General features: G+C 66.9%; 19 protein-coding genes. 4 read left to right on the forward strand and 15 right to left on the reverse strand.

The window, feature by feature from the left end; all coding sequences use genetic code 11:
* Position 1: 1 nt before the first annotated feature.
* The 6 genes from pilW to AC2EBS_RS07280 form a co-directional block, all read right to left on the reverse strand.
* On the reverse strand, positions 2-814 hold the full coding sequence (gene pilW, locus AC2EBS_RS07255; protein ID WP_484727726.1) for a type IV pilus biogenesis/stability protein PilW: 813 nt from the start codon (positions 812-814) through the stop codon (positions 2-4).
* Positions 811-1,953 carry a dual-specificity RNA methyltransferase RlmN gene (gene rlmN / locus AC2EBS_RS07260; RefSeq protein ID WP_484727727.1) on the reverse strand — a complete coding sequence of 381 codons (1,143 nt, stop codon included), beginning with the start codon at positions 1,951-1,953 and terminating at the stop codon, positions 811-813. Before rlmN ends, pilW begins: the two co-directional genes overlap by 4 nt.
* A gap of 54 nt (positions 1,954-2,007) precedes the next feature.
* Positions 2,008-2,433 carry a nucleoside-diphosphate kinase gene (gene ndk, locus AC2EBS_RS07265; RefSeq protein ID WP_484727728.1) on the reverse strand — a complete coding sequence of 142 codons (426 nt, stop codon included), beginning with the start codon at positions 2,431-2,433 and terminating at the stop codon, positions 2,008-2,010.
* Positions 2,434-2,525: 92 nt separating this feature from the next.
* Complete coding sequence (rluB, locus tag AC2EBS_RS07270) at positions 2,526-4,511, reverse strand: 23S rRNA pseudouridine(2605) synthase RluB (RefSeq protein WP_484727729.1); 1,986 nt, start codon at positions 4,509-4,511, stop codon at positions 2,526-2,528.
* A 45-nt stretch (positions 4,512-4,556) separates the two neighbouring features.
* Positions 4,557-5,255: an SMC-Scp complex subunit ScpB gene (scpB, locus tag AC2EBS_RS07275; protein WP_484727730.1), complete on the reverse strand. Its 699-nt coding sequence runs from the start codon at positions 5,253-5,255 to the stop codon at positions 4,557-4,559.
* A gap of 323 nt (positions 5,256-5,578) precedes the next feature.
* Positions 5,579-6,604 (reverse strand): RluA family pseudouridine synthase, encoded by a 1,026-nt coding sequence (locus AC2EBS_RS07280; protein ID WP_484727731.1) that lies wholly within the window; start codon positions 6,602-6,604, stop codon positions 5,579-5,581.
* 134 nt (positions 6,605-6,738) lie between these two features.
* Between AC2EBS_RS07280 and AC2EBS_RS07285 the strand changes: the two genes are divergently transcribed.
* Complete coding sequence (locus tag AC2EBS_RS07285) at positions 6,739-7,518, forward strand: outer membrane protein assembly factor BamD (RefSeq protein ID WP_484728305.1); 780 nt, start codon at positions 6,739-6,741, stop codon at positions 7,516-7,518.
* Positions 7,519-7,597: 79 nt separating this feature from the next.
* Here AC2EBS_RS07285 and yoaA read toward each other — a convergent pair whose 3' ends face one another.
* The gene (gene yoaA / locus AC2EBS_RS07290; RefSeq protein WP_484728306.1) at positions 7,598-9,571 is read right to left on the reverse strand and encodes a DNA repair helicase YoaA; all 1,974 of its coding nucleotides are present in this window, start codon (positions 9,569-9,571) and stop codon (positions 7,598-7,600) included.
* Between the two features lie 108 nt (positions 9,572-9,679).
* A complete protein-coding gene (locus tag AC2EBS_RS07295) occupies positions 9,680-9,883 on the reverse strand; it encodes an HP1242/YdcH family protein (RefSeq protein WP_484727732.1) in 204 nt (67 codons plus the stop codon).
* An 85-nt stretch (positions 9,884-9,968) separates the two neighbouring features.
* Here AC2EBS_RS07295 and AC2EBS_RS07300 point away from each other — a divergent pair, with 85 nt between their 5' ends.
* The gene (locus AC2EBS_RS07300) at positions 9,969-10,736 is read left to right on the forward strand and encodes a PP2C family protein-serine/threonine phosphatase (protein WP_484727733.1); all 768 of its coding nucleotides are present in this window, start codon (positions 9,969-9,971) and stop codon (positions 10,734-10,736) included.
* On the opposite strand, the gene AC2EBS_RS07305 is transcribed toward AC2EBS_RS07300, so the two are convergent.
* From AC2EBS_RS07305 to AC2EBS_RS07325, 5 genes are all read right to left on the reverse strand, one after another.
* On the reverse strand, positions 10,714-11,418 hold the full coding sequence (locus tag AC2EBS_RS07305) for a hypothetical protein (protein ID WP_484727734.1): 705 nt from the start codon (positions 11,416-11,418) through the stop codon (positions 10,714-10,716). The two genes, AC2EBS_RS07300 and AC2EBS_RS07305, sit on opposite strands and share 23 nt — an antisense overlap.
* Before the next feature lie 13 nt (positions 11,419-11,431).
* Positions 11,432-12,532 carry a cell division protein ZapE gene (gene zapE, locus AC2EBS_RS07310; RefSeq protein ID WP_484727735.1) on the reverse strand — a complete coding sequence of 367 codons (1,101 nt, stop codon included), beginning with the start codon at positions 12,530-12,532 and terminating at the stop codon, positions 11,432-11,434.
* A gap of 70 nt (positions 12,533-12,602) precedes the next feature.
* A complete protein-coding gene (gene lpdA, locus AC2EBS_RS07315) occupies positions 12,603-14,024 on the reverse strand; it encodes a dihydrolipoyl dehydrogenase (RefSeq protein ID WP_484727736.1) in 1,422 nt (473 codons plus the stop codon).
* A gap of 162 nt (positions 14,025-14,186) precedes the next feature.
* Complete coding sequence (odhB, locus tag AC2EBS_RS07320) at positions 14,187-15,434, reverse strand: 2-oxoglutarate dehydrogenase complex dihydrolipoyllysine-residue succinyltransferase (protein WP_484727737.1); 1,248 nt, start codon at positions 15,432-15,434, stop codon at positions 14,187-14,189.
* Positions 15,435-15,552: 118 nt separating this feature from the next.
* Positions 15,553-18,411 (reverse strand): 2-oxoglutarate dehydrogenase E1 component, encoded by a 2,859-nt coding sequence (locus AC2EBS_RS07325; RefSeq protein ID WP_484727738.1) that lies wholly within the window; start codon positions 18,409-18,411, stop codon positions 15,553-15,555.
* 377 nt (positions 18,412-18,788) lie between these two features.
* Between AC2EBS_RS07325 and AC2EBS_RS07330 the strand changes: the two genes are divergently transcribed.
* Both AC2EBS_RS07330 and AC2EBS_RS07335 read left to right on the forward strand, forming a co-directional pair.
* Entirely contained in the window at positions 18,789-19,631 is an 843-nt protein-coding gene (locus tag AC2EBS_RS07330) for an isopenicillin N synthase family dioxygenase (RefSeq protein WP_484727739.1), read from the forward strand.
* Positions 19,632-20,054: 423 nt separating this feature from the next.
* On the forward strand, positions 20,055-21,638 hold the full coding sequence (locus AC2EBS_RS07335) for an ABC transporter substrate-binding protein (protein ID WP_484727740.1): 1,584 nt from the start codon (positions 20,055-20,057) through the stop codon (positions 21,636-21,638).
* Between the two features lie 85 nt (positions 21,639-21,723).
* Here AC2EBS_RS07335 and AC2EBS_RS07340 read toward each other — a convergent pair whose 3' ends face one another.
* A complete protein-coding gene (locus AC2EBS_RS07340) occupies positions 21,724-22,689 on the reverse strand; it encodes an NAD(P)H-dependent flavin oxidoreductase (RefSeq protein ID WP_484727741.1) in 966 nt (321 codons plus the stop codon).
* Between the two features lie 91 nt (positions 22,690-22,780).
* A complete protein-coding gene (locus AC2EBS_RS07345; protein ID WP_484727742.1) occupies positions 22,781-24,571 on the reverse strand; it encodes an acyl-CoA dehydrogenase in 1,791 nt (596 codons plus the stop codon).
* Positions 24,572-24,573 lie beyond the last annotated feature (2 nt).

Below are 24,573 nucleotides of genomic sequence, written 5' to 3' on the forward strand. Positions count from 1 at the left end.
CTCACTCATCGAATTGCCCCCTGTCGAGCCGCTCGGTCTGCGGCGACTGCGGAAAGCGTCGGCGCAGCTGCTGCCCAAGTTCTTCGACTGCAGCTCGATTGCCCATGCGACGCTCGATGCGCAGCGCGAGCCACAGGCTCTCCGCATTGACAAACTCCGGCTGGGCATTGACCCGCTTGACGTAGAACTGCGCCCGCTCCAGCGAGCCTGCGCGCAGCAGCAACTCGGCCATATTGATCGCAGTTGCCGGGTTCGAAGGGTCAAGCTCGAAGGCGCGCTGCAAGGTCTGCAGCGCACTGGCGTCCCTGCCGGCACGCGCCTCGCAGACGCCCTTGGCCAGCAGGCTACGCGCGGTGCCGCGGTACTGCGGCTGAGCCACAGCGAGGTCGAACTGCGCAAAGGCCTCGTTCCAGCGACGCTGCTGGCAGAGGAACCAGCCGTAGTTGTGCAGCGTGTCGCCGTCGCGCGGATACAGGCTCAGCGTGCGGCGGAAGTTGTCCTCGGCCAGTCCCAGTTCGCCCAGCGCGGCATAGATCAGGCCGCGCAGGTTCAGCGCATCGCGGTAGTCCGGCCGGGCAGCGAGCGCCTGTTTCACCTCGTCCAACGCGGTGTTGTACTGGCCACGCGCTAGGTAACCCGAGGCCAGCTCCACTCGTACCGCCGCGCGGCGTTCGGCCTCGGTCTGATCCGAGGCCGTGCGCGGCTCTGTGCCCGACGGGGCGCCGCCGCCGGCACAGGCGGCAAGCTGCAGGATCAACACCGCGGCGACCAGACGCAGCGACCAGGACGCGGACGAAGAGCGATAGGCCATCATGGACTCGGAAGCTCCTTGCTGTGCGGGGTCTTGTGGCGCCGGTGCACCTGCACCGGCGCACGCACCATGCGCTCATGGGCGCGGGTGCGGTCCTGCACTTCACCGGCCAACTGGCCGCAGGCCGCGTCGATATCGTCACCGCGCGTCTTGCGCACGGTGGTCACGATCCCCGCCTTGATCAGCACTTCGGCGAAGGCCATCACGCGCTCACGCGGGCTGCGCCTCAGGCCCGAGGCCGGGAAGGGATTGAAGGGGATCAGATTGAGCTTGCACGACACATGACCCTTCAGCAGGTCCACGAGTTCCTGCGCCTGCTCGGGCGTATCGTTGACACCGTCAAGCATGCAGTACTCGAAGGTGATGAAGTCGCGCGGCGCCTTGTCCAGATAACGATTGCAGGCAGCGAGCAGCTCGGCGATCGGGTACTTCCTGTTCAGCGGCACCAGTTGGTCGCGCAGCGGGTCGTTCGGTGCATGCAGCGATACCGCCAGCGCCACCGGGCAGTCCTCGCGCAGCCGATCGATCATAGGCACGACGCCCGATGTCGAGACCGTCACGCGGCGGCGCGACAGGCCGTAGCCGTGGTCGTCGAGCATGACCCGCAGCGCTGGCACCAGATTGCTGTAGTTCTGCAGCGGCTCACCCATGCCCATCATCACCACATTGGTGATCTGGCGTTCGGCAGTGTTGAAGCGACGGCGCAGATTGTGCTCAGCGAACCAGAGCTGGGCGAGGATCTCGGCAGTGTCGAGATTGCGCGAGAAGCCCTGATGCCCGGTCGAGCAGAAGCGGCAACCCACCGCGCAGCCTGCCTGGCTGGACACGCACAGCGTGCCGCGGTCATCCTCGGGGATGAACACCGCCTCAACGGCATTGCCGGCGCCGACGTCGAACAGCCACTTGATGGTGCCGTCGGCGGATTGGTGTTCGGAGATCACCGGCAAGGCGGTGATGTGGGCTCTGTCGCGCAGCTTCTCGCGCAGCGATTTGGCCAGGTCGCTCATCTGATCGAAATCAGCGGCGCCCTTCTGATGAATCCAGCGGAACAGCTGGGTCGCGCGAAAGCGCTTCTCCCCCAGCTGCTCGCAAAACGCAGCCAAGCCTTCGAGATCGAATCCAAGCAGGTTGACTGCGTCCATGTTCAAGCCTCCCTCACTTCGGCCTCATGGCCAAGCACCAGAGGCAATGCCGTATCAGCGGCTGTAGACGTTCATGCCGGGGAAGAAGAACGCCACTTCGACGGCAGCGGTTTCCGGGGCGTCCGAGCCGTGCACGGCGTTGGCGTCGATGCTGTCGGCGAAATCGGCGCGGATCGTGCCCTTGTCAGCCTTCTTCGGGTCGGTGGCGCCCATCAGCTCGCGGTTCTTGGCGATGGCGTTCTCGCCTTCCAGCACCTGGATCATCACCGGGCCGGAGACCATGAAGTCCACCAGGTCCTTGAAGAAGGGGCGAGCCTTGTGCACGGCGTAGAACTGCTCGGCTTCGCCACGCGACAGGTGAGCCATCTTGGCAGCGATGACCTTCAGACCAGCGCCTTCAAAGCGGCTATAGATCTGGCCGATCACGTTCTTGGCGACGGCGTCGGGCTTGATGATGGAAAGGGTGCGTTCGATGGCCATGTTTTTCTCCTGAAATCTGGGACTTGGCAAAGTTTTAGATTGTATCGCTTGATGTTGTCAGCCCCGCTTAAGCGGGGCCATACCGGGCTTGATCAGCGGCGACGCTTGCCGCCGCGGCCACCGCCGCCTCCGCCACCGCTTCCGCGACGCAGGAAGGCATCGGCGCCGATGTAGCCCATCGAGGTCTGCATAGGATCGGGCTCGCGCGGACCGCCGCCAGTGCCCTTGTTGCGCTGCTTGTTGCCGCCGCGACCGCCGCCGCCCTGGCCGCTGCCACCGGCGCCGAAGCCCGCGGGGAAGCCACGCTGCTTGTTACTGGCAAAGCGCCGGTCGAAGGTCTGCTCCAGCGGATTGATATGCGACGGCAGCACCTCGTCGAAATCGTCTTCGAAGTCGTCGTCGCGTTGACGACCCTCGTTGTGACGCGGCTCATTCTGGGCCGCGCGCGGCGAGGGCTCCGGACGGCTGGGGCGCGGTCCGTTGCCACGTTGGGGCTTGTTGCGCCCCTTGCCGCCCCGTTGCTGCTCGTCGCGAGGCTGCTGCGCATCGCGCTGGCGGCCGTCACCTCCTCCGGCCAAGCGGCGAATCAGCCTGACGTCGGCCTCGCTGAGCTCCACCCATACGCCACGCTTCAAGCCACGCGGCAGCACCACCGTGCCATAGCGGATGCGGATCAGCCGGCTCACCGCCAGACCGACGGCATCGAAGAGCTTGCGGACCTCACGGTTGCGCCCCTCGGTAATGACCACGCGATACCAGCGGTTCACGCCCTCACCGCCGCCATCGACGATGCTCTTGAACGATGCCAGCTGGCCTTCGATCTCGACACCGTCGAGCAGGCGCTTGCGCTGCTCATCGCTGAGCGAGCCCAGCACGCGCACCGCGTACTCGCGCTCGACACCGAAGCGCGGGTGCATCAGCTGGTTGGCGAGTTCGCCCGAATTGGTGAACAGCAGCAGACCTTCGGTATTCAGGTCCAGCCGTCCCACCGACTGCCACTTGCCCTGATGCAGCTTGGGCAGATGCCGGAACACGGTCGGGCGACCTTCCGGGTCATTGAAGGTCACCACCTCGCCGACGGGCTTGTGATAGGCCAGGATGCGCGGCGCCGGCGGCGAGATGCGCACCTTGATCGGCTTACCGTTCACCGAGACGCGATCGCCGAAGGAAATGCGCTGACCGATATGGGCCACCTCGCCGTTCACCTCGATCTTGCCCTCGGCGATCATGTCCTCGATGTCGCGACGCGAGCCCACGCCTGCCTGGGCCAGCACCTTCTGCAGCTTCGGTGCATCAGGTTCCGGCGCGAGCACGCGCTTGGACTGTTCCTCCTCGCCGGTCGGCTCCGCGCCTGCCTGCAGCTCCGGCGCAGCCTCATCTGCGGCATCGAACTCGCCGGCCAGCAGTTGGGCAAAGCGCTCGCCAGCCTCGGCCTGCACCTGATCACTCGATGGCAACTGAGCCGCTGCGACGCCCTCGCGACCACCCTGCGACTGATCAAGCTCGCCATCGGCACCGGCACTGCCGCCGCGACCACGGCGGCCACGCCGGCGGTTGCGCCCGCCACGTCCCTCACGCCCGCCAGCCTCGCCGCCAGCGGCCATTGCCGCATCATCAGCACCCTCGTCGCCACCCGACTCGACATCGCCATTCGACGTGTCTTGGGCAGCCGCAGCCTGCGCCGGCTCGGCACGCAGCGGTTCCGGCTGCGCCGGCGCCGCAACGGGCGGCACCGGTTCCACCGGCGACGCAACGCCATCGCTTGACGCGGGCTTGGCCGTCTTGCGCGGCGCGCGGCGCTTCGCTGCAGGCGCCTCGTCGGTTGCCGTCTCGTGCGGCTGCGCCGGCGCGCCATCGGTCTCGAGCGCCGCAGGCTTGGCGGCAGTCTTGCGCGGAGCGCGCGCCTTCACCGGCTTGGCTTCGCTGCCCGCAGCATCGCCCGCGCTGACTTCAGTCGCAGCGCTTGCACCAGCCTCTTCAGCCTTGGCGCGCGTGTTGCGCCGGCGCTTGGGCGCGGCTTCTGCAGCGGCATCGCCAGCAGAGGCGGCGGGCTTGTTCGGGGTGTCGTCGGAATTCATGCGTCGGCTTGCACCTTCTGGCTGACTTGTGACTCTGGAGCCGGCTCAAGCCGGCTCGACGGTATCTGCGGCCGCAGCCGCTGCGCCCGGCATCGGGCTGAAAGACTCTTGCGCTTCCGGCGCCGTCACGGCGCCTTCCGGCGACTCGGCGCTGGCGGACGCTGCCTCGCCGCCCAGCAGCGAAGCCTGCTCCGTCTGCTCGAGCAACTGCTCGAAACCAGGCCGACCCTCGCCGGCCTGCTCCAGCTCAGGAAGCTGCTCCAGGCTGGCAAGGCCCAGATCGTCGAGAAACTGGCGGGTCGTCGCATACAGCGCCGGCCGCCCGGGCGCCTCCCGGTAGCCGATGACATCGATCCAGCCACGCTCTTCGAGCTGCTTGATGATCTGCGAGCCGACCACCACGCCGCGGATGTCTTCGATGTCGCCGCGCGTCACCGGCTGACGGTAGGCGATGATCGCCAGCGTCTCAAGCACCGCACGGGAGTAGCGCTGCGGCTTCTCGGGATGCAGCCGATCGAGGTACTCGCGCATCTCCGGCCGACTCTGAAAGCGCCAACCCGAAGCCAGTGCGACCAGTTCGACCCCTCGCCCATCCCAGTCGCGCGTCAGCTCGTCCAGCAACACACGGATGCTGTCAGGACCGACGGCATCGGCAAACAGGGTTCGCATGTCGCGCAGCGTCATCGGCTGCTGGGCGCAGATCAGCGCGGTCTCGAGGACGCGCTTCGCATCCTGTGTATTCATCGACTGCTGTCAATCGGCCGCGCAGCAGCGCAGCCCTCGTCGTGGACGGGCGCCAGCTTGAAGGCCGGCGGGCTTGTCTATGTTGTATTTGCTTCTTCGCGGTCACTTGGGGCCGCAGCCCCACGCCGATTCATCGTTGCGGCCGTCCAGCCGCCAGCTCTCGGCATTCGTCTGCACAAGCAGCCGCCGCCCTCACGGGTCGCACGCAGCTTGCGCAGCTGGCGGGCATGCTCGCTACCTCTTCATCGTAGTGGCGCGGAACACAGACCAGCTGAGCCCGACACGCACATCCCGGCCTGCCAGATGCGCGCATTGTAGCGCCCTTACCCGGAAAGTCCGCCGATCGGCGGCGGCGCGAACCCCGCCAGGCGCCAAGCCCGGGACAAGTCCTGTGGCATCGGAGCATCAAAGCTCATGTCCGCACCGCTCGCCGGATGCCTGAAGCTCAGTCGCGCGGCGTGCAGCGCCTGACGAACCAGCCCCAGCGCAGGCGCGCCACCATAGAGCGCGTCGGCGACCAGCGGGTGGCCACGACTGGCCAGATGGACACGGATCTGATGCGTGCGGCCGCTGTGCAGCACGCAATGCACCGCGCTGATCGTGCGCCCTTCACTTGCAGCCTCGCCGAGCCCATAGACATCGGTGCGCGCCGGCTTGCCGCCAGCCAGCACTGCCATCTTCACCCGCGATGCCGGATCGCGTCGCAACGGCGCATCGATGACCAGCTCGGCCGGCACGCGACCATGTGCCAGCGCCAGATACTGTCGATGCACCTCCCGCGCCGCGATCATGCGCGTCAGCGCCGTCACCGCTTCCAGCGTCTTGCCCACCACCATCAGGCCCGAAGTGTCCTTGTCGAGCCGGTGCACGATGCCGGCACGCGGCAGGCTGGCCGCTGCGGTGTGGTGGGCCAGCAAACCATTGAGCACAGTGCCCGACCAGTTGCCCGCTGCCGGATGCACGACCATACCCGCAGCCTTGTCCAGCACCAGCAGCGACTCGTCCTCGTAGACGATGGCCAGCGGCAGCGCCTCGGCGCGGAAGGCGCGGCTCTCTTCGGTCGGTTGCAGCTCGACCTCGATCTGCTCGCCCGCCTTGAGCCGGCGCGACGCCGTGCCAGCCAGCTGGCCGCCGATGCGCACGCAACCGCGCTCGATCAGCCCCTGCAGATGGTTGCGGGAGAACTCGGGCGCCAGCCCCACCAGCCACTTGTCCAGCCGCTCGCCATGCGCGTCGGCCTCGACACGCGCACTGCGCACCTCGGGCTGCTCAAACTCGCGCTCCTGCTCCGGGCCGAGCTCCTCGTCGCCCGCGCCAGAGGCGTCCAGGTCCGCACCGACCTCAACCATATAATCCTGACTCCGTTTTCAGCTGAAGCCGGGTGCGGACGCACCGGCAAGGGACCATGACAGATCATTGCGTGCAGCGCCCCGCGGCCAAGGCCAACACCCTGCTTGCGCTGCGCCCGCGACTCGCGTCGCTGATGACGGCCGGATTGCTCGCTGCGCTGCTCGCGGCCTGTTCCTCGACGCCGCCCGAGGATCCGAATTCCCAGGCCGCGCTTGAAAAATTGTACGCAGAGGCCAAGGAAGACTTGGCCAGCGGCAGCTATGACAAGGCCATCAAGGGGCTTGAGCGCGTCGAAGGCCGCGCCGCCGGCACCGTGCTCGGCCAACAGGCCATGCTGGAGCTGGCCTGGGCGCAATACCGTGCCGGCGAACGCGTGCAGGCGGTGGCCACGCTCGACCGCTTCATCAAGCTCAACCCCTCGAGCCCGGCACTGGACTACGCCTACTACATGAAGGGCCTGGCCAATTTCAACGAGGATCTCGGCCTGTTCGGCCGCCTCGCGCGTCAGGACATCTCCGAGCGCGACCAGCAGGCCTCGCGCGACGCCCAGCTGGCCTTCCGCCAGCTCGTCGAGCAGTTCCCCGAGTCGAAGTACGCCCCCGACGCGCGCGTGCGCATCGACTTCATCAACAACATGCTGGCCGCCTACGAGGTACATGTAGCGCGCTACTACTACCGCCGCGGCGCCTATGTGGCCGCAGCCAATCGCGCGCAGCAGGCGGTGAAGGAATTCCAGTTCGCGCCAGCCGCCGAAGAGGCGCTCTACCTGATGATGGCCAGCTACGAGGCGCTGGGGCTGAAGCCGCTGCGCGACGATGCAGAGCGCGTGCTGCGCAAGAGCTTCCCCGACAGCCGCTACCTGGCCTACGGTCTGGCCGGCGAAGCCCCCAAGCCCTGGTGGAAACTCTGGTGAGCCCCGCGGCCCCCGGCCGGGTCTGATGGGCGGATGAGGAAAGCGCGTGCGCGGCACGCGCTTTTTTTGTTGTCCAGACTCAGCGCTCGTGAGACGCCGCCAGCTCATGCAGCCAGGCCAGCGCCTCCTCTTCGCTGGCCAGCGGCGTCATCGGCGGCAGCGCGGCGCGCAGACGCCGGCCGTAGTTCATGCCGGCCATGCGCGGATCGCAGACGACCAGCAGCCCGCGGTCGCTCTCGCTGCGGATCAGCCGACCCGCGCCCTGCTTCAACGCGATCGCCGCCTCGGCGATGAAGAAGTCGGCAAAGGCATTGCGACCCTGCGACTCGAGCCGCTGCACGCGCGCCTCGACCAGCGGGTCGTTGGGCGGCGGGAAGGGCAGCTTGTCGATCAGTACGCACTGCAGATCGTCGCCGGGCACGTCGATGCCCTCCCAGAAGCTGGCCGAACCGACCAGCACCGCGCGCGGGTCGGCGACGAACTGCTGCAACAGCAGGCGCTTGGGCGCCGTGCCCTGCACCAGCACGCGGATCGCGTCGTGCTGCAGATCCTCGCGCAGCGCGTCGCCGATGGTCTGCAGCGCGCGCAATGTTGTCGTCAGCACAAAGCTGCGGCCGCCTAAAGCGCGTGCGCAGCGCGCAGCCAGCGCCGCGACCTCGTAGGGATGCTCGCTCTCGTTGGGCTTGGGGAAACGGCGCGGCACGTAGAGCCGTGCATGCGCCGGATAGTCGAAAGGACTGCCGACGCGCAGCACGATGGCATCGTCCAGACCCGCGGCCTCGGTGAACCAGGACAGGCGCTCGTCGTCACCCAGGGTCGCCGAGGTGAAGATCCAGCCCTTGGCCGGGCCTTCGGCTATCTGCTCGTGCATGGCCTGGCGGATGTCCAGCGGCGACTCCACCAGCCGCGCCTGCTGCGGGCTGAGGTCGATCCAGCGCACCGCGCCGTCGGTCGCGTCGCCGGCGAACTGGCGCGCCAGCGCGGCCAGCTGCTGCGCCCGCTCATGCAGCCGTGCGAAATCGGGCGAGACCTCGGCCACCGTCTCCAGCGTGTCGACTGCCAGATCGGCCAGTTCGGCCACCGCCTGCAGCGCGGCGACGAAGGCCGGCTGCGCGGCGCGCTCCTGCCAGCGCAGCTTGATCAGGCCGCGCACCTCGCGGCCGTTGGCCGCCAGTGCGCCGGCACAGGCCAGGCGCAGCTCGCGCGCGGCGCGTTCGCAGCGCGCCTGCAGGCCCTGCCAGTCCTGCAGGCCGCGCGCCTCGGCCAAGCCCTGGGCCAGCACGTCGCGCGCGAAATCGATCAGCTGGCCGGTGCCCAGCGTGCTGCCGAGGAACTGCACGCCGGCCTCGGGCAGCTGGTGCGCCTCGTCGAAGACGGCGATGTCCACGCTGGGCAGCAGCTCGGCCACGCCGCTGTCGCGCAGCGCCATGTCGGCAAAGAACAGATGGTGGTTGACCACCACCACGTCGGCCTCCATCGCCTCGCGGCGCGCCTTGACCACATGGCAGGCGCGGAACTCGGGGCATTCGCTGCCCAGGCAGTTCTCGCGCGTTGAGCTGACGATGGGGATGATGGGCGAGCGCTCGTCCAGGCCCTCGATCTCGGCGAAGTCACCGCTGTGGGTCTGCTGCGACCACTGCTCGATGCGCGCCAGCGCCATCACTGCCCGACGGTCGGGCAGCTCGGCGGTATGCCGCGCATGATTCATGCGGTGCAGACACAGATAGCTGCCGCGCCCCTTCAGCAAGGCGATACGCAGCGGCACCTGCAGCGCCTCGCACAGCCGCGGCAGATCGCGCAGGAAGAGTTGATCCTGCAGGCTCTTGGTGGCGGTGCTGATCAGCGCGCGGCGTCCCGACAGCAGCGTGGGCACCAGGTAGGCGAAGGTCTTGCCCACGCCGGTGCCGGCTTCGACCACCAGGGTCTCGCGCTGCGCCACCGCGCGCGCCACGGCCAAGCTCATCTGCAGCTGCGCCTCGCGCGGCCGGTAGCCGGTGTCGGCGCGCGACAGCGGCCCGCCCGCATCGAAGGCAGCCGCCACCCACTGCTCCAACTCGCTGCCCGGCGGTGTCGCAGCGGTAACAGCGGTGTCGGCCTGTGGGGTCGCGGGACGCGTGAGGTCTTGAGGGTCGTCAGTCAAGCGTCATCGCCTGGAGAGGCCTCATGCCGGCTCATCGGGATCACAGGCCTGCTCCAGCTGTGCGATCAGGTCGCGCAGCGCCAGGCGGCGCTTCTTCAGGCGACGCAAGGCCAGCTCGTCGATCGGCGGCTGTTGGGTCAGCTGGTCGATCAGCACGTCCATGTCGGCATGTTCGATGCGCAGCTCGATGAGCCGGCGCGACAGGGAGTGCAATTGTTCGTCCATAAGCGGCGTGCACCGGGCCTTCGCCTGAGGGGGAGCAAGTGATTGGATACCGCTTGCGAGGTTCGACGGGATTATAGTTTTCGCCATGATCCGCAAAACCCCAGGCTTTCGCCTCGTCGCCGCGACCGGCACACACCGCGGCGACCGCCAGTACCAGCAGGACCAGGTCGAGGTCATCAGCCATCCGCGGATCGCGGGCTGCATGCTCGCCGTCGTCGCCGACGGCATGGGCGGCAAGAGTGGCGGACGCAAGGCCGCCGACCAGGTGGTGCTGACCGCGCGCCAGCTCTTCGAGCGCTACTCGCCGAGCGAGGAAAGCGCGGCCGAGCTGCTCGCGCAGCTCGCGGCCGAAGCCCACCTGATGATCAAGCTCACCGCGCTGTCCACCGAGGAAGAGCCGCACAGCACGCTGGCCGCCTTCCTGATCAACGCCGATCGCAGCTGCCACTGGATCCACAGCGGCGATTCACGCCTGTACCACTTCCGCGGCGCGGTGATGCTCAAGCGCAGCCGCGATCACAGCTATGTGCAGCGACTGATCGACGAAGGCCAGATCACCGAGGCCGAGGCCGAGGTGCATCCCCAGGGCAATCTGCTCACCGGCTGCCTGGGCACCGAGCAGGACCCGGTGCCGAGCTCGGACACGATTGAGCAGCTCGAAATCGGCGACACGCTGCTGGCCTGCAGCGATGGCCTGTGGCACTACTTCAGCCCGCGCGAGCTCGGCACCGTGCTGCACAACCTCGCGCCGCGAGACGCGGCCGAGCTGCTGGTGACCAAGGCGCGCGAGCGCGCCCGCGGCAGCGGCGACAACCTCTCTCTGGCCGTGGTCAAGGTCGAGGCGCTGAGCTAGGCGACGCCCCTCGTGCTGCGGCGGAGGCACGCAGCGCCGCCATCTCTGCCGCGGTCGGCACCGGCAGGCTGGCCGGTGGCTTGGCTCCGCTGGCGGCGCGACGCTGCTCCTGCTCGGCAAGCCGCTTGGCGTTGGCCGCACGCTGTTCGGCCAGCTTTTCGCGGCGCTGTTCGCTGCGCTGACGCTGTCGCTCGGCGGCCAGTTTCGCGTCCTGCTCGGCTTTGGCGCGACTCGCCCGCAGCTTGGCATCGTCGACCGGCGGCGACGAAGCGCGGCGGGCAGGAGCCAGCGGTGCCGGCTCGGCGCCCTTGCCGACGCGCGCCTGCACCGCCGGCGCTGAGGCCGATTGCACCACGGCCTCGGCAGCCTCGCGCTCCCTCGCAGCCTGCCGCTCGCGCTGCTGCTCGGCTCGTTCACGGCGCTGCTGCTGGTCCAGGTCGCGCAGGCTTGCCTCGATCGGTGCCAGCGCGCGGCGCCGTTCGCCCCGGGCCTTCTCCTGACAGCTGACAACATCGAAACGCTGCTCGCAGGCCGCCAGCGCCTGCTTCGCCTGGACCTCGATCTGCGCACGTTGTTCATTCAGCCGCATGCGCTCTTCGGCGTCAGCATTCGCGCCGGCCAGCCCGGCCGACGAGAGCACGAGCAGACCCGTCAGCAGGCGCAGGATGGCAGCAGCGCACATGGACGCGTACTCCTCAGGTCAGCGATGTATCGACATCGCGGCGCTCCAGCGCCAGGTACTCGGCCGACTGCATCTCGCGCAGGCGCGAGACGGTACGCGGGAACTCGTGCGCCAGCGGGCCTTCGGTGTACAGCTCTTCGGGCGGTACCTCGGCCGAGATGATTAGCTTGACGCGCCGGTCATAGAGCACGTCCACCAGCCAGGTGAAGCGCCGCGCCTCGCTGGCCAGTCGCACCGGCATCTCCGGCACGTTGGACAGGATCAACGTGTGGAACTGCGCGGCCAGCTCCAGGTAGTCGTTCTGCGAGCGCGGGCCGCCGCACAGAGTCTGGAAATCGAACCACACCACGCCGCCGGCGCGACGCCGCGCGCGCAGCTCGCGGTGCTCGATATGCAGCAGCGGGCTCTCGTCGCGCGCCTCGGCCAGCGACTCGAAGGCCGCGGTCAGCGCGGCATCGGCCTTGTCGTCCAGCGGGCAGTGGTAGAGCTCGACATGCTCCAGCGAGCGCTGACGGTAGTCGGTGCCGTTGTCGACGTTGATCACCTCGAGCTTGTCCTTGAGCAGCGCGATCGCCGGCAGGATGCGGTCGCGGTGCAGGCCGTTGGGATAGAGCCCGTCGGGGTGGAAGTTCGACGTGGTGACGATGGAGACGCGGTGCTTGAACATCGCGTCCAGCAGGCGATGCAGGATCATCGCGTCGGTGACGTCGGCGACATGGAACTCGTCGAAGCAGATCAGCCGGAAACGCTTGGCGATACGCTTGCCCAGCTCGTCCAGCGGATCGGCGATGCCCTTGAGCTCCTGCAGCTCGCGGTGCACCTCGCGCATGAACTCGTGGAAGTGCAGGCGCGTCTTGCGCGTCAGCGGCACGGCCTGGAAGAAGCAGTCCATCAGGAAACTCTTGCCTCGACCGACGCCGCCATACATATACACGCCGCGCGGCAGCGGCGGCCGCACCAGCAGCTTGGTCACCGCATTGCTGCGACGTGCCTTGTAGTCGGCCCACTCGTCCTGGCAGCGCTGCAACGCCGCGACAGCGCGCAGCTGCGCCGGGTCGGCCTGGTAGCCGCGCTCGGCGAGGGTCTGTTGGTAGAGCTCGGTGACGGAGGTCATGCCTGCAGGTCTGTCATGAGAAAAGGGGCGACCGTGGCCGCCCCTTTCAGTCTAAGGCGCCCAGGCGCACTCAGAAGTTCAGGGTGCGCTTGTCGACGGCCAGCGCTGCTTCCTTGGTCGCCTCGCTGAGGCTCGGATGCGCATGGCAGATGCGCGCGATGTCCTCGGCCGAGGCCTTGAACTCCATCGCCACCACCGCTTCGGAGATCAGCTCCGAGGCGAAGGGGCCGATGATGTGCACGCCGAGGATCTCGTCGGTCTTGGCATCGGCCAGGAACTTCACGAAACCGTTGGTGTCACCCAGCGCACGCGCGCGGCCGTTGGCCAGGAAGGGGAACTGGCCTGCCTTGTAGGCCACGCCTTCAGCCTTCAACTGCTGCTCGGTCTTGCCGACCCAGGCGATCTCGGGGCTGGTGTAGATGACCCAGGGGATGGTGTTGAAGTTCACATGGCCGTGCTGGCCGGCGATACGCTCGGCCACCGCCACGCCCTCTTCCTCGGCCTTGTGTGCCAGCATCGGGCCGCGCACCACATCGCCGACCGCCCAGACATTGGGCAGGTTGGTCTTGCAGTCGTCGTCGACGACGATGGCGCCGCGCTCGTCGAGCTTCAGGCCCACGGCTTCGCAGTTCAGACCCGTGGTGTTGGGCACGCGGCCGATCGAGACGATCAGCTTGTCGCATTCGAGCTTCTGCTCGGCGCCTTTGGCGTCGGTGTAGGCGACAGTGACACCCTTCTTGCCCTTGGTGACCGACGCGATCTTGACGCCGAGCTGGATGTCCAGGCCCTGCTTCTTGAACAGCTTGGCGGCTTCCTTGGCCACGCCTTCGTCGACGGCAGCCAGGAAGGTCGGCATGCCTTCGAGCACCGTGACCTCGGCGCCGAGGCGGCGCCACACCGAGCCCATCTCCAGGCCGATCACGCCGGAGCCAATCACGCCCAGCTTCTTGGGCACGGCCGGGATGCGCAGCGCACCGTCGTTGGACAGGATCAGCTCCTCGTCGAACTCGGCGCCCGGCAACTGGCGGGCGTTGGAGCCGGTGGCGACGATCACATGCTTGGCGGCGATCACTTCCTCGCCGGCCTTGATCTCGTAGCCGCCGTCCTTGGCGGCGACAAAGCTGCCGCGGCCGTGGAAGAAGGTCACCTTGTTCTTCTTGAACAGGTAGAGGATGCCGTCGTTGTTCTGCTTCACGACGGCGTCCTTGCGGCCGACCATCTTGGCCACGTCCATCTTCAGGTCGGACAGGCTGATGCCGTGATCGCCGAAGTGGTGGGCGGCCTGCTCGAAGTGCTCGCTGGACTGCAGCAGCGCCTTCGACGGGATGCAGCCGACGTTGGTGCAGGTGCCGCCCGGTGCCGGGCCGCCCGCGGCGTTCTTCCACTCGTCGATACAGGCGGTGTTGAAGCCCAGCTGCGCCGCGCGGATGGCCGCGATGTAGCCGCCGGGGCCGCCGCCGATCACGACGACGTCAAAGTTCTTGGTGCTCATGTATTGGTCCTTCTCTCTGCAAGCCCCGGTACATCGGGGCGTAGCGAGCGGGATGCAGGGCTAGGCGCGGGTGTCGGGGAACCGGAACGTAGTGGCGCTACGTGAGGATTCCCCGAGCGGGCCCCGCAACGACGCCATGCGCCCGCGCAGTAGCCCTCGCCCTTAGATGTCGAAGAGCAGGCGGGCAGGATCCTCCAGCGCTTCCTTCATGGTCACGAGCCCGAGGACGGCCTCGCGACCGTCGATGATGCGGTGGTCGTACGACATCGCCAGATAGTTCATCGGACGCACCACGATCTGGCCGTTCTCGACGACGGCACGGTCCTTGGTGGCATGCACGCCCAGGATGGCCGACTGCGGCGGGTTGATGATGGGCGTGGACAGCATCGAGCCGAAGGTGCCGCCGTTCGAGATCGAAAAGGTGCCGCCGCTGAGCTCTTCGATCGACAGCTTGCCTTCCTTGGCCTTGGCGCCGAACTCGGCGATCTTCTTCTCGATGTCGGCGAAGCTCAGTTGGTCAGCATTGCGGATGATGGGCACGACCAGGCCGCGCGGCGAACCGACCGCGATGCCGATGTCGAAGTAGCCGTGGTAGACGATGTCGTTGCCGTCCACCGAAGCGTTGAGCACCGGGAACTTCTTCAGCGCGGCGACCGCGGCCTTGACGAAGAAGCTCATGAAGCCCAGCTTGACGCCATGCTCCTTCTCGAACTTCTCCTGGAACTTCTTGCGCATCTCCATCACCGGCGCCATGTTCACCTCGTTGAAGGTGGTCAGGATCGCGTTGGTGGATTGCGATTGCAGCAGGCGCTCGGCGACGCGGGCACGCAGGCGGGTCATCGGCACGCGCTGCTCGGGGCGGTCGCCCAGGTTCTGCGCCACCGGTGCGGCCACGGCGGGCAGCGGCTTGGCCACCGCCGGTGCGGCCGGCACGCTGATCGCGGCAGCAGCAGGCTTGGCGGCGGCGGCCAGCGCGTCGCCCTTGGTCACGCGGCCGTCCTTGCCCGAGCCGGCCACGTCGGTGGCCGACAGGCCCTTCTCGGCCAGAATCTTGGCGGCGGCGGGCATGGCCACGTCGCCCTTGTTCGCAGCTGCGGCGGCGGCCGGAGCGGGCGCAGCAGCGGCAGCCGGTGCTGCAGCAGCCGCGGGGGCGGCGGCGCCCGCCTTGCCTTCGGTATCCAGGCGGGCGATGACTTCCTCGCTCACCACGGTGGAGCCGTCGGCCTTGACGATCTCAGCCAGCACGCCGGCAGCCGGTGCCGGCACTTCCAGCACGACCTTGTCGGTCTCGATCTCGATGAGGATCTCGTCCACGGCCACGGCCTCGCCGGGCTTCTTCTTCCAGGTCAGCAGCGTGCCTTCGGCCACGGATTCGGACAGCTGCGGGACTTTGACTTCTACGATTGCCATGATGTTTGTTCTCTCTCGGTTTGGGTAAACCGGAGCTTCGCGCCTGCCGGCTGAAGGCGCGCCCGATTGGGGCGCGCACAGCCGGAGTTATGACGGCGCGACAGCGTCCGTCATAACGTTACTTGGTGAGGATGAAGCCCTTGAGCTTGGCGAAGGCCTGGTCGAGCAGCGCCTTCTGCTGGTCCTGGTGCAGGTGCGCATAGCCCACGGCCGGCGAGGCCGAGGCCGGGCGGCCGGCATAGCCGAGCTTCTGGCCGTCGGCCATGTTCTCGTGGATGTAGTGCTGCACGAAGAACCAGGCGCCCTGGTTCTGCGGCTCGTCCTGGCACCAGACGATCTCTGCAAGGTTCGGGTACTTCTTCAGCTCGGCGCCGAAGGCCTTGTGCGGGAAGGGGTAGAGCTGTTCGACGCGGATGATCGCCACGTCGGTCGCCTTCTTCTCCTCGCGCTTCTTGACCAGGTCGTAGTAGACCTTGCCGGAGCAGGCGATCACGCGCTTGACCTTGGATGCATCCAGATCCGCCTTCAGCTCGCCGATGACGGTCTTGAACTCGCCCTTGGTGAACTCAGACAGCGGCGAGGTCGCGTCCTTGTTACGCAGCAGCGACTTCGGCGTCATGATGACCAGCGGCTTGCGGAACATGCGCAGCTGCTGACGACGCAGCAGATGGAAGATCTGCGAGGCCGTGGTCGGCTGAGCGATCTGCATATTGTTGTCCGCGGCCAGTTGCATGAAGCGCTCCAGGCGCGCCGAGCTGTGCTCGGGGCCTTGTCCTTCGTAGCCGTGCGGCAGCATCAGCACCAGGCCATTGGCGCGGCCCCACTTCACCTCGCCGGAGGCGATGAACTGGTCGATCACCACCTGCGCGCCGTTGACGAAGTCGCCGAACTGGGCTTCCCAGATCGTCAGCGTCACCGGGTCGGCGCTGGCATAGCCGTACTCGAAGCCCAGTACCGCCTCTTCGGACAGGATGGAGTCGATCACGACGAAGGGCGCCTGGTTCTCGGCCACGTTCTGCAGCGGGATGTAGGTGCCCTCGTCGAACTTCTCGCGGTTCTGGTCGTGCAGCACCGCATGGCGATGCACGAAGGTGCCGCGGCCGCAGTCTTCACCCGACAGACGCACCGGATAGCCCGAGGCGACCAGCGAGGCGAAGGCCATGTGCTCGCCCATGCCCCAGTCGACATTGATCTCGCCACGCCCCATCGCGGCGCGGTCGGCGATCACCTTCTCGACCAGCGGATGCAGCTTGAAGTTGCTCGGGATGGTGGTGATGCGCTCCGAGAGGCGCTTCCACTCGGCCGTCGGCAGCGCGGTATCGCAGCTGTCGGTCCACTTTTTGCCCAGGTAGGGCGACCAGTCGGTCGCGTACTTGCTCTTGAAGTTGGTCAGCACCGGATCGACGGTGTGGCGACCTTCGTCCATCGCGGCGCGGAATGCCTTGACCATCGCATCCGGGCCGTCAGCCGGCAGCACGGCCTGCGCCACCAGCTTGTCGCCATAGAGCTTGCGCGTGCCAGGATGCTGCGCGATCTTCTTGTACATCAGCGGCTGCGTCAGCGCCGGCGTGTCCTGCTCGTTGTGGCCCAGCTTGCGGAAGCAGATGATGTCGACGACGACGTCCTTCTTGAACTGCTGGCGATAGGCCAGGGCCAGCTGGGTGCACAGCACCACGGCTTCGGGGTCGTCGCCGTTCACGTGCAGCACCGGCGCCTCGATCATCTTGACCACGTCGGAGCAGTACAGCGTCGAGCGGGTGTCACGCGGATCGGAGGTGGTGAAGCCGATCTGGTTGTTGATGACGATGTGCACCGTGCCGCCGGTGTAGTAGCCGCGCGTCTGCGCCAGCGCCAGCGTCTCCATCACGACACCCTGGCCGGCGAAGGCGGCGTCGCCGTGCACCAGCACCGGCAGCACCTGCGAGCCGACCTTGTCGCCGCGGCGATCCATACGGGCCTTGACCGAACCTTCGACGACCGGGTTGACGATCTCCAGGTGCGAGGGGTTGAAGGCCAGCGACAAGTGCACCGGGCCGCCAGGCGAGGTCACGTCGCTGGAGAAGCCCTGGTGGTACTTCACGTCACCGGCGGGCAGGTCCTCGGGCGCGGTGTGCTCGAACTCGGCGAACAGGTCCTTGGGCATCTTGCCCAGCGTGTTGACCAGCACGTTCAGACGGCCACGGTGGGCCATGCCGATGACGATCTCCTGCACGCCCTGCGCGCCGGCACTCTGCACCAGTTCGTCCATCGAGGCGATGAAGCTCTCGCCGCCTTCCAGCGAGAAGCGCTTCTGGCCGACGTACTTGGTGTGCAGATAGCGCTCCAGGCCTTCAGCCGCGGTCAGGCGGTCGAGGATGTGCTTTTTCTTCTCGGCACTGAAGCTGGGCTTGGAGCGGATCGACTCGAGTTGCTGCTGCCACCAGCGCTTCTCGGTCTGGTCGGTGATGTGCATGAACTCGGCGCCGACCGAGCTGCAGTAGGTCTCGCGCAGGGCCTGCATGATCTCGCGCAGAGTCATGGTCTCGGCCTTGCTGAAATAGGTGTTCGCCGCGCTGAACGTGAGGTCCATATCGGCCTCAGTCAGGTCGTAGAACGAGGGCTCGAGCTCAGGAATGCGCGGACGCTCGGTACGCTTGAGCGGGTCCAGATCGGCCCAGCGCGAGCCGACATTGCGATAGGCCGCGATCAGCGACTGCACATGAACCTGCTTGCGCGCGATCGCGAGGTCGGTGCTGGACGCCTTGCTGGCGAAGGCATTGGCCTTGGCACGCTGCGCGAAGGATTCGACCACCGGCGCATGCGCCACATCGCGGGCGTCGCTGCCGTCCACCGCAGGCACGTGCTGCAGTGCGTCGAAGTAGGCCCGCCAGTTGTCGGGCACGGAGCCGGGGTTGTCGAGGTAAGCCTCGTACATCTCCTCGACATAGGGCGCATTGCCCCCGAACAGGTACGAGTTTGACCTGTATTGCTGCATCATTTCGCTCACCTCTCACCCCGGTTTCCAGGGCTATGGCTGGTTAAGAAAACCTTCCGCGACACGGCTCGACCGGTTGGCGGATTGCGACCCGCCTTGACTGTTGCCAGAAAAGGGGACGGGAAGGACCACAAAGTTCCAAGGCACGCACTGTAGCACCGCTGGCTTACCACGGACCGACGCCGGACTGAGCATTTCTCGGCAGGAATCGGCGTGACTTGAGCCGATGAAACCTGCCTCGCCCCCGCATTGATCGACGATACCGGCCCAAGATGCCAATCGTTTGGCAGGCAATCACCAGCCGGCCTACACTGCGCGCCGAATCCGGCCCAGCCGGGCCACGAGCCCAACGCCGACATCCGCCCTGAGGAGGCCATGCCATGCACATTCCCGTCGTCGACTACCGGGCAGCCAATGCCGCCGCCCAGTTCACCCGCTCATTGCACGAAACCGGCTTCGGCGTGCTGGTGAACCATCCCATTCAGCAGAGTCTGGTCGAGAAGATCTATGCCGACTGGCTGCGCTTCTTCGACGGCGAGGATAAGCATGGCTACGCCTTCTCGCGCGAAACGCAGGATGGCTACTTCTCCACCGCCATCTCGGAGACGGCCAAGGGCTTCACGCAGAAAGACCTCAAGGAGTACTTCCATATCTACCCGTGGGGCCGGATCCCGCCCGCGCTGCGCGACGACGCGATGGCCTATTACCAGCAGGCCAACATCCTTGCGGCCGAGCTTCTCTCCTGGGTCGAGCAGCACACACCCGGCGAGATCGCAGCGCACTATCGCGAACCCTTGTCGAAGATGATCGAGGACAGCCGCCTGACGCTGCTGCGCGTGCTGCGCTATCCGCCGCTGAGCGGCAATGAGCCCCCTGGCTCGCTGCGTGCCGCACCTCATGGCGACATCAACCTGCTGACCATCCTGCCTGCGGCCAACGAGCCGGGACTGCAGGTACTGGCCAAGGACGGCAGCTGGATCGACGTACCCTGCGACTTCGGCCTGCTGATCATCAACATTGGCGACATGCTGCAGGAGGCTTCTCAGGGCTACTACCCGTCGACCACGCACCGCGTGGTCAACCCCAGCGGCGAGGGAGCGCGGCGCAGCCGCGTCTCGCTGCCGCTGTTCCTGCACCCGCGCGAGGACGTGGTACTGTCGGACCGCTACACGGCCCACAGCTACCTCGAGGAGCGCTTGCGTGAACTCGGCGTCAAAGCCTGACACCGGCCACCGCCCCATCCTGATCCACGCCGAGGCGCCGCCCAAGCCTGCGCTCGGCGAACCCTGCAACGGCTGCGGCTTATGCTGCCTGGCGGAGCCCTGCCCCGTGGGCATGCTGCTCAGCCGCAGACGCCGTGGCCGCTGCATCGCGCTGCGCTGGGACGAGGCCCAGCGGCGCTATCGCTGCGGCGCGCTGGCATGGCGGGCTAAGGGATCGCTGGCCAGGCTTCTCGAGCGCCCGCTGCATGCCTGGATGGCCCGCATGATCGCCGCAGGCCGGGGCTGCGATGCTGACTTGGAGGCGCAAGCACTAGGCGATGCGGACCAAGCCGCTGGCACAGGGGCGGGCAAGCCATAGGTCGCAGCGCGCAGCGCTGCCGCTAGCATCGTCAGCCTTGTCGACCTTCCCCTCGGAGACCTCAGATGAAGAGCAACAAGCTCAAGCTGGCCTCGTTGGCCTTGACGCTGGGCCTGCTGGCCGCCACGGGCAGCCAGGCCGTGCCGCTGCGCTGGGCGGCACAGAACGACATCCTCACGATGGATCCGCACTCGCAGAACCACGCGACGACCAATGCGATCCTGATGCACGCCTACGAGGGTCTGACGCGCTACAGCCCGAAGTACGAGGTCGAGCCCGCTCTGGCCACCAAGTGGACATACATCAGCCCGACCCAGGTGCGCTTCGAACTGCGCAAGGGGGTGAAGTTCCACGACGGCACACCCTTCACCGCCGACGACGTGGTGTTCTCTTTCGGCCGCATCAGCCAGCCGCAGGGCACGATGCAGATCTATGTCACCGGCATCAAGGAGGTAAAGAAGATCGACAGCCACACGGTCGACATCATCCTGCACGCCCCCACCCCGCTGCTGCTGAAGAACATCATCGACTTCCGCATCATGAGCAAGGCCTGGGCTGAGAAGAACAAGACCACCTCGGTCCAGGATTACAAGGCCAAGGAAGACAACTTTGCCTCGCGCAACGTGATGGGCACTGGCCCCTACCGGATCACCGGCTGGCAGCCCGATCAGAAGATCACCATGGTGCAGAACGCCGACTGGTGGGACAAAGCCAACGCAAGCAACATCTCCGAGGTCAACTACCTGCCAATCAAGTCGGACCCCACCCGAGTGGCCGCCCTGCTGTCCGGCGACGTGGATCTGCTCACCGACCTGCCCACACAGGACGTGGCACGGCTGAAGGCCGACCCCAAGCTGAAGGTCGTCGAAGGTCCCGAGGTGCGCACCATCTTCTTCGCGATGGACCTGGGCAGCGACGAACTCAAGGGCTCCACACTGAAGGGCAAGAACCCCTTCAAGGACAAGCGGGTGCGCGAGGCGATGAACCTGGCCATCGACCGCGAGGCCATCAAGCGCAGCATCATGCGCGGCCTGTCCATCCCCGCGGCCGTGATGGTGGCGCCAGGCGTCAACGGCAACACACCGGACATCGATCAGCCGCTCAAGCCCGATGTGGACAAAGCCAAGAAGCTGATTGCCGACGCCGGCTACCCCGAGGGCTTCGACGTCACGCTGCACTGCCCGAATAACCGCTACGTCAACGACGAGGAGATCTGTCAGGCGGCCGTCTCGATGTGGGCCAAGATCGGCGTGAAGGCTCGCCTCGCCGCCGCACCGATGGCGCAGCACAGCGTCACCTTCCAGAAGTTCGACAGCTCGCTGTACATGCTGGGCTGGGGCATTGCGAACTACGACGCGCAGTACGCGCTGCAGTCGCTGGTGCGCACCAGGACCTCCGGCGCCGATGGCAACTTCAACTTTTCCAAGGTCAGCGACGCGAAGATCGACCAGCTGGTCGATGCGATGAAGGTCGAGGTCGACGTGGGCAAGCGCAACGCGATGATTCGCGAGGCCTTGCTGCGCACGCGTGACGAGCACCTGTTCGTCCCTCTGCACCACCAGATGCGACCCTGGGCAATGCGCGCCAATGTGCAGACCGTCCATCGCTCGGACGACCGGCCGGAAGCACGCATGACCAACATCCGCTGACACCTGCCCTGGCCGCGCGCGGCCAGGAAACGACAAGGCCGCCCGTGGGCGGCCTTCTTCATTGCAGCAGCGCCGCTGGCGACGATCAGCCGGCCTGGCAGATGCGCTGACGCGCCGCCTCGTACTCGCGCCTGAGACGCTCGACCAGCACACGCGTGGGCACCACCTCGCGGATCGCGCCGATGCCCTGGCCACAGCCCCAGATGTCCTTCCAGGCCTTCTTGGCCTCGCTGCCGCCGGAGCCGAAGTCCATCTTGCTCGGATCGCTCTCGGGCAGATGGTCGGGGTCCATGCCCGCGGCGACGATGGAGCCGCGCAGGTAGTTGCCGTGAACACCGGTGAACAGATTGCTGTAGACGATGTCGTCGCTGTTGCTGTCGACGATCATCTGCTTGTAGGCATCGACGGCACGCGCCTCCTCGGTGGCGATGAAGGCCGAGCCGATGTAGGCGAAGTCCGCGCCCATCGCCTGCGCGGCGAGGATCGCGCCGCCGCTGGCGATCGAGCCCGACAGCGCCAGCGGGCCGTCGAACCATTCGCGGATTTCCTGGACCAGCGCGAACGGGCTCTTCACGCCGGCATGGCCGCCCGCACCGGCAGCGACAGCGATCAGGCCATCGGCGCCCTTCTCGATCGCCTTCTTGGCGAACTTGTTGTTGATGATGTCGTGCATCACCACGCCGCCCCAGCTGTGCACCGCCTGGTTGACGTCCTCGCGCGCGCCCAGCGAAGTGATGATCAGCGGCACCTGGTACTTGGCGCACATCTGCAGATCGTGCTCGAGCCGGTCATTGCTCTTGTGCACGATCTGGTTGATCGCGAAGGGCGCGGCCGGCTTGTCGGGGTTGGCCTTGTTGTAAGCCGCCAGCGTCTCGGTGATCTCGGCCAGCCATTCGTCGAGCTGCGATGCCGGGCGCGCATTCAAGGCCGGCATCGAGCCGACCACGCCGGCCTTGCACTGCTCGATGACGAGCTTGGGGTTGCTGATGATGAACAGCGGCGAGCCGATCACCGGCAGCGGCAGCTTTTGCAGGACGGGAGGCAGGGCCACGGAAGTCTCCAGAGTTCTTGGGGATGGGACTGGACGAAGTGTGATCAAGGGGCACGGTGGCCCCTATCACGTCGGCGACAACAGGGTCGAGTTAGAACGCGTCCAGCGCCATCGCGGTCACGCTATCGGCGCCTTCGACGATCGCATCGCGCTGCGCCTGCGCGCGCGGCAGGATGTGCTCGGCATAGAAGCGTGCCGTGGCGATCTTGGCGCTCATGAAGGCGGCGTCCTCACCGGCGGCCAGCTTGTCCTCGGCCACCATCAGCGCGCGCGCCATCTGCCAGCCGGCAACCACATTGCCGGCCAGCATCAAGTAAGGCACCGAGCCGGCGAAGGCCGCGTTCGGATTGGCCTTGCCGCTGGCAGCAATGAACTCGGCCGACTGCACAAAGGCCTCGCGCGCGGCGCGCAGGCGCTTGGCCGTGGCGGCGCAGGCGGCGCTGGCGCGCATGGCAAGTTCGGCCTCGGTCGCCTCGATCTGCGCGGCCACCGCCTTGACCATCTGCGCACCGTCGCGCAGGGTCTTGCGGCCGACCAGGTCGTTGGCCTGGATCGCGGTCGTGCCTTCGTAGATGGTCAGGATCTTCGCGTCGCGGTAGTACTGCGCCGCGCCGGTTTCTTCGATGAAGCCCATGCCGCCATGCACCTGCACGCCCAGCGAGGTGACCTCCAGGCTCATCTCGGTGCTGTAGCCCTTGACCAGCGGCACCATGAATTCGTAGAAGGCCTGGTTCTGCTTGCGCGTCTCGGCATCGGGGTGGTGATGCGCGGCGTCATAAGCGGCGGCAGCGACCAGCGACATCGCACGGCAGCCCTCGGTCAGCGAGCGCATCGTCATCAGCATGCGGCGCACGTCGGGGTGATGGATGATGGCCGCACTGCCGGCGACCGAACCATCCACCGGGCGCGATTGCACGCGGTCACGCGCGTACTGCACGGCCTTCTGGTAGGCGCGCTCAGCCACCGCAATGCCCTGAACGCCGACACCGAAGCGTGCCGCGTTCATCATGATGAACATGTACTCGAGGCCGCGGTTCTCCTGGCCGACCAGATAGCCGATCGCACCGCCGTTGTCGCCGAACTGCAGCACCGCAGTCGGGCTGGCCTTGATGCCCATCTTGTGCTCGATGGAGACGCAGTGCGCGTCGTTGCGCGCGCCCAGCGAGCCGTCGGCGTTGACCATGAACTTGGGCACGATGAACAGGCTGATGCCCTTCACGCCTTCCGGCGCACCGGCCACGCGGGCCAGCACCAGATGCACGATGTTCTCGGCCATGTCGTGCTCGCCGTAGGTGATGAAGATCTTGGTGCCGAAGATCTTGTAGCTGCCGTCGGGCTGCGGCTCGGCGCGTGTGCGCACCAGCGCCAGGTCTGAGCCGGCCTGCGGCTCGGTCAGGTTCATCGTGCCGGTCCAGCTGCCGTCGATCAGCTTGGGGATGTAGGTGGCACGCTGCTCGTCGCTGCCCGCGGTCAGCAGGGCCTCGATGGCGCCATCGGTCAGCAGCGGGCACAGCGCAAAGCTCATGTTCGCGCTGTTGATCATCTCGCCGCAGGCGGCGCCGATGGTCTTGGGCAGGCCCTGGCCGCCGAATTCGGTGGGGTGCTGCAGGCCCTGCCAGCCGCCCTCGGCGAACTGGCGGAACGCGTCCTTGAAGCCCGGCGTGGTGAAGACCTGGCCGTCCTTCCAGTAGGAGGGGTTCTTGTCACCTTCCCAGTTCAGCGGTGCGATCACGCCCTCGTTGAGCTTGGCGCACTCCTCGAGCACGGCCTGCGCGGTCTCGATGCCGGCGTCGGCGAACTCGGGGATCTCGGTCAGGGCTTGCAGGCCGGCGAGCTCCTGCATATTGAACAGCATGTCCTTGACGGGGGCGCGATAAGTCATGA

The sequence above is a fragment of the Roseateles sp. T103 genome (assembly GCF_057219915.1).

What these genes read in the sequence shown, in the direction of transcription:
- AC2EBS_RS07295 (WP_484727732.1), bottom strand. Translation starts at nt 9,883, where the DNA reads ATGGACGAACAATTGCACTCCCTGTCGCGCCGGCTCATCGAGCTGCGC.
- AC2EBS_RS07330 (WP_484727739.1), top strand. Translation starts at nt 18,789, where the DNA reads ATGCACATTCCCGTCGTCGACTACCGGGCAGCCAATGCCGCCGCCCAG.
- AC2EBS_RS07300 (WP_484727733.1), top strand. Translation starts at nt 9,969, where the DNA reads ATGATCCGCAAAACCCCAGGCTTTCGCCTCGTCGCCGCGACCGGCACA.
- ndk (WP_484727728.1), bottom strand. Translation starts at nt 2,433, where the DNA reads ATGGCCATCGAACGCACCCTTTCCATCATCAAGCCCGACGCCGTCGCC.
- AC2EBS_RS07345 (WP_484727742.1), bottom strand. Translation starts at nt 24,571, where the DNA reads ATGACTTATCGCGCCCCCGTCAAGGACATGCTGTTCAATATGCAGGAG.
- zapE (WP_484727735.1), bottom strand. Translation starts at nt 12,532, where the DNA reads ATGACCTCCGTCACCGAGCTCTACCAACAGACCCTCGCCGAGCGCGGC.
- odhB (WP_484727737.1), bottom strand. Translation starts at nt 15,434, where the DNA reads ATGGCAATCGTAGAAGTCAAAGTCCCGCAGCTGTCCGAATCCGTGGCC.
- AC2EBS_RS07305 (WP_484727734.1), bottom strand. Translation starts at nt 11,418, where the DNA reads ATGTGCGCTGCTGCCATCCTGCGCCTGCTGACGGGTCTGCTCGTGCTC.
- AC2EBS_RS07285 (WP_484728305.1), top strand. Translation starts at nt 6,739, where the DNA reads ATGACGGCCGGATTGCTCGCTGCGCTGCTCGCGGCCTGTTCCTCGACG.
- rluB (WP_484727729.1), bottom strand. Translation starts at nt 4,511, where the DNA reads ATGAATTCCGACGACACCCCGAACAAGCCCGCCGCCTCTGCTGGCGAT.
- AC2EBS_RS07280 (WP_484727731.1), bottom strand. Translation starts at nt 6,604, where the DNA reads ATGGTTGAGGTCGGTGCGGACCTGGACGCCTCTGGCGCGGGCGACGAG.
- scpB (WP_484727730.1), bottom strand. Translation starts at nt 5,255, where the DNA reads ATGAATACACAGGATGCGAAGCGCGTCCTCGAGACCGCGCTGATCTGC.
- rlmN (WP_484727727.1), bottom strand. Translation starts at nt 1,953, where the DNA reads ATGGACGCAGTCAACCTGCTTGGATTCGATCTCGAAGGCTTGGCTGCG.
- AC2EBS_RS07335 (WP_484727740.1), top strand. Translation starts at nt 20,055, where the DNA reads ATGAAGAGCAACAAGCTCAAGCTGGCCTCGTTGGCCTTGACGCTGGGC.
- lpdA (WP_484727736.1), bottom strand. Translation starts at nt 14,024, where the DNA reads ATGAGCACCAAGAACTTTGACGTCGTCGTGATCGGCGGCGGCCCCGGC.
- pilW (WP_484727726.1), bottom strand. Translation starts at nt 814, where the DNA reads ATGATGGCCTATCGCTCTTCGTCCGCGTCCTGGTCGCTGCGTCTGGTC.
- AC2EBS_RS07325 (WP_484727738.1), bottom strand. Translation starts at nt 18,411, where the DNA reads ATGATGCAGCAATACAGGTCAAACTCGTACCTGTTCGGGGGCAATGCG.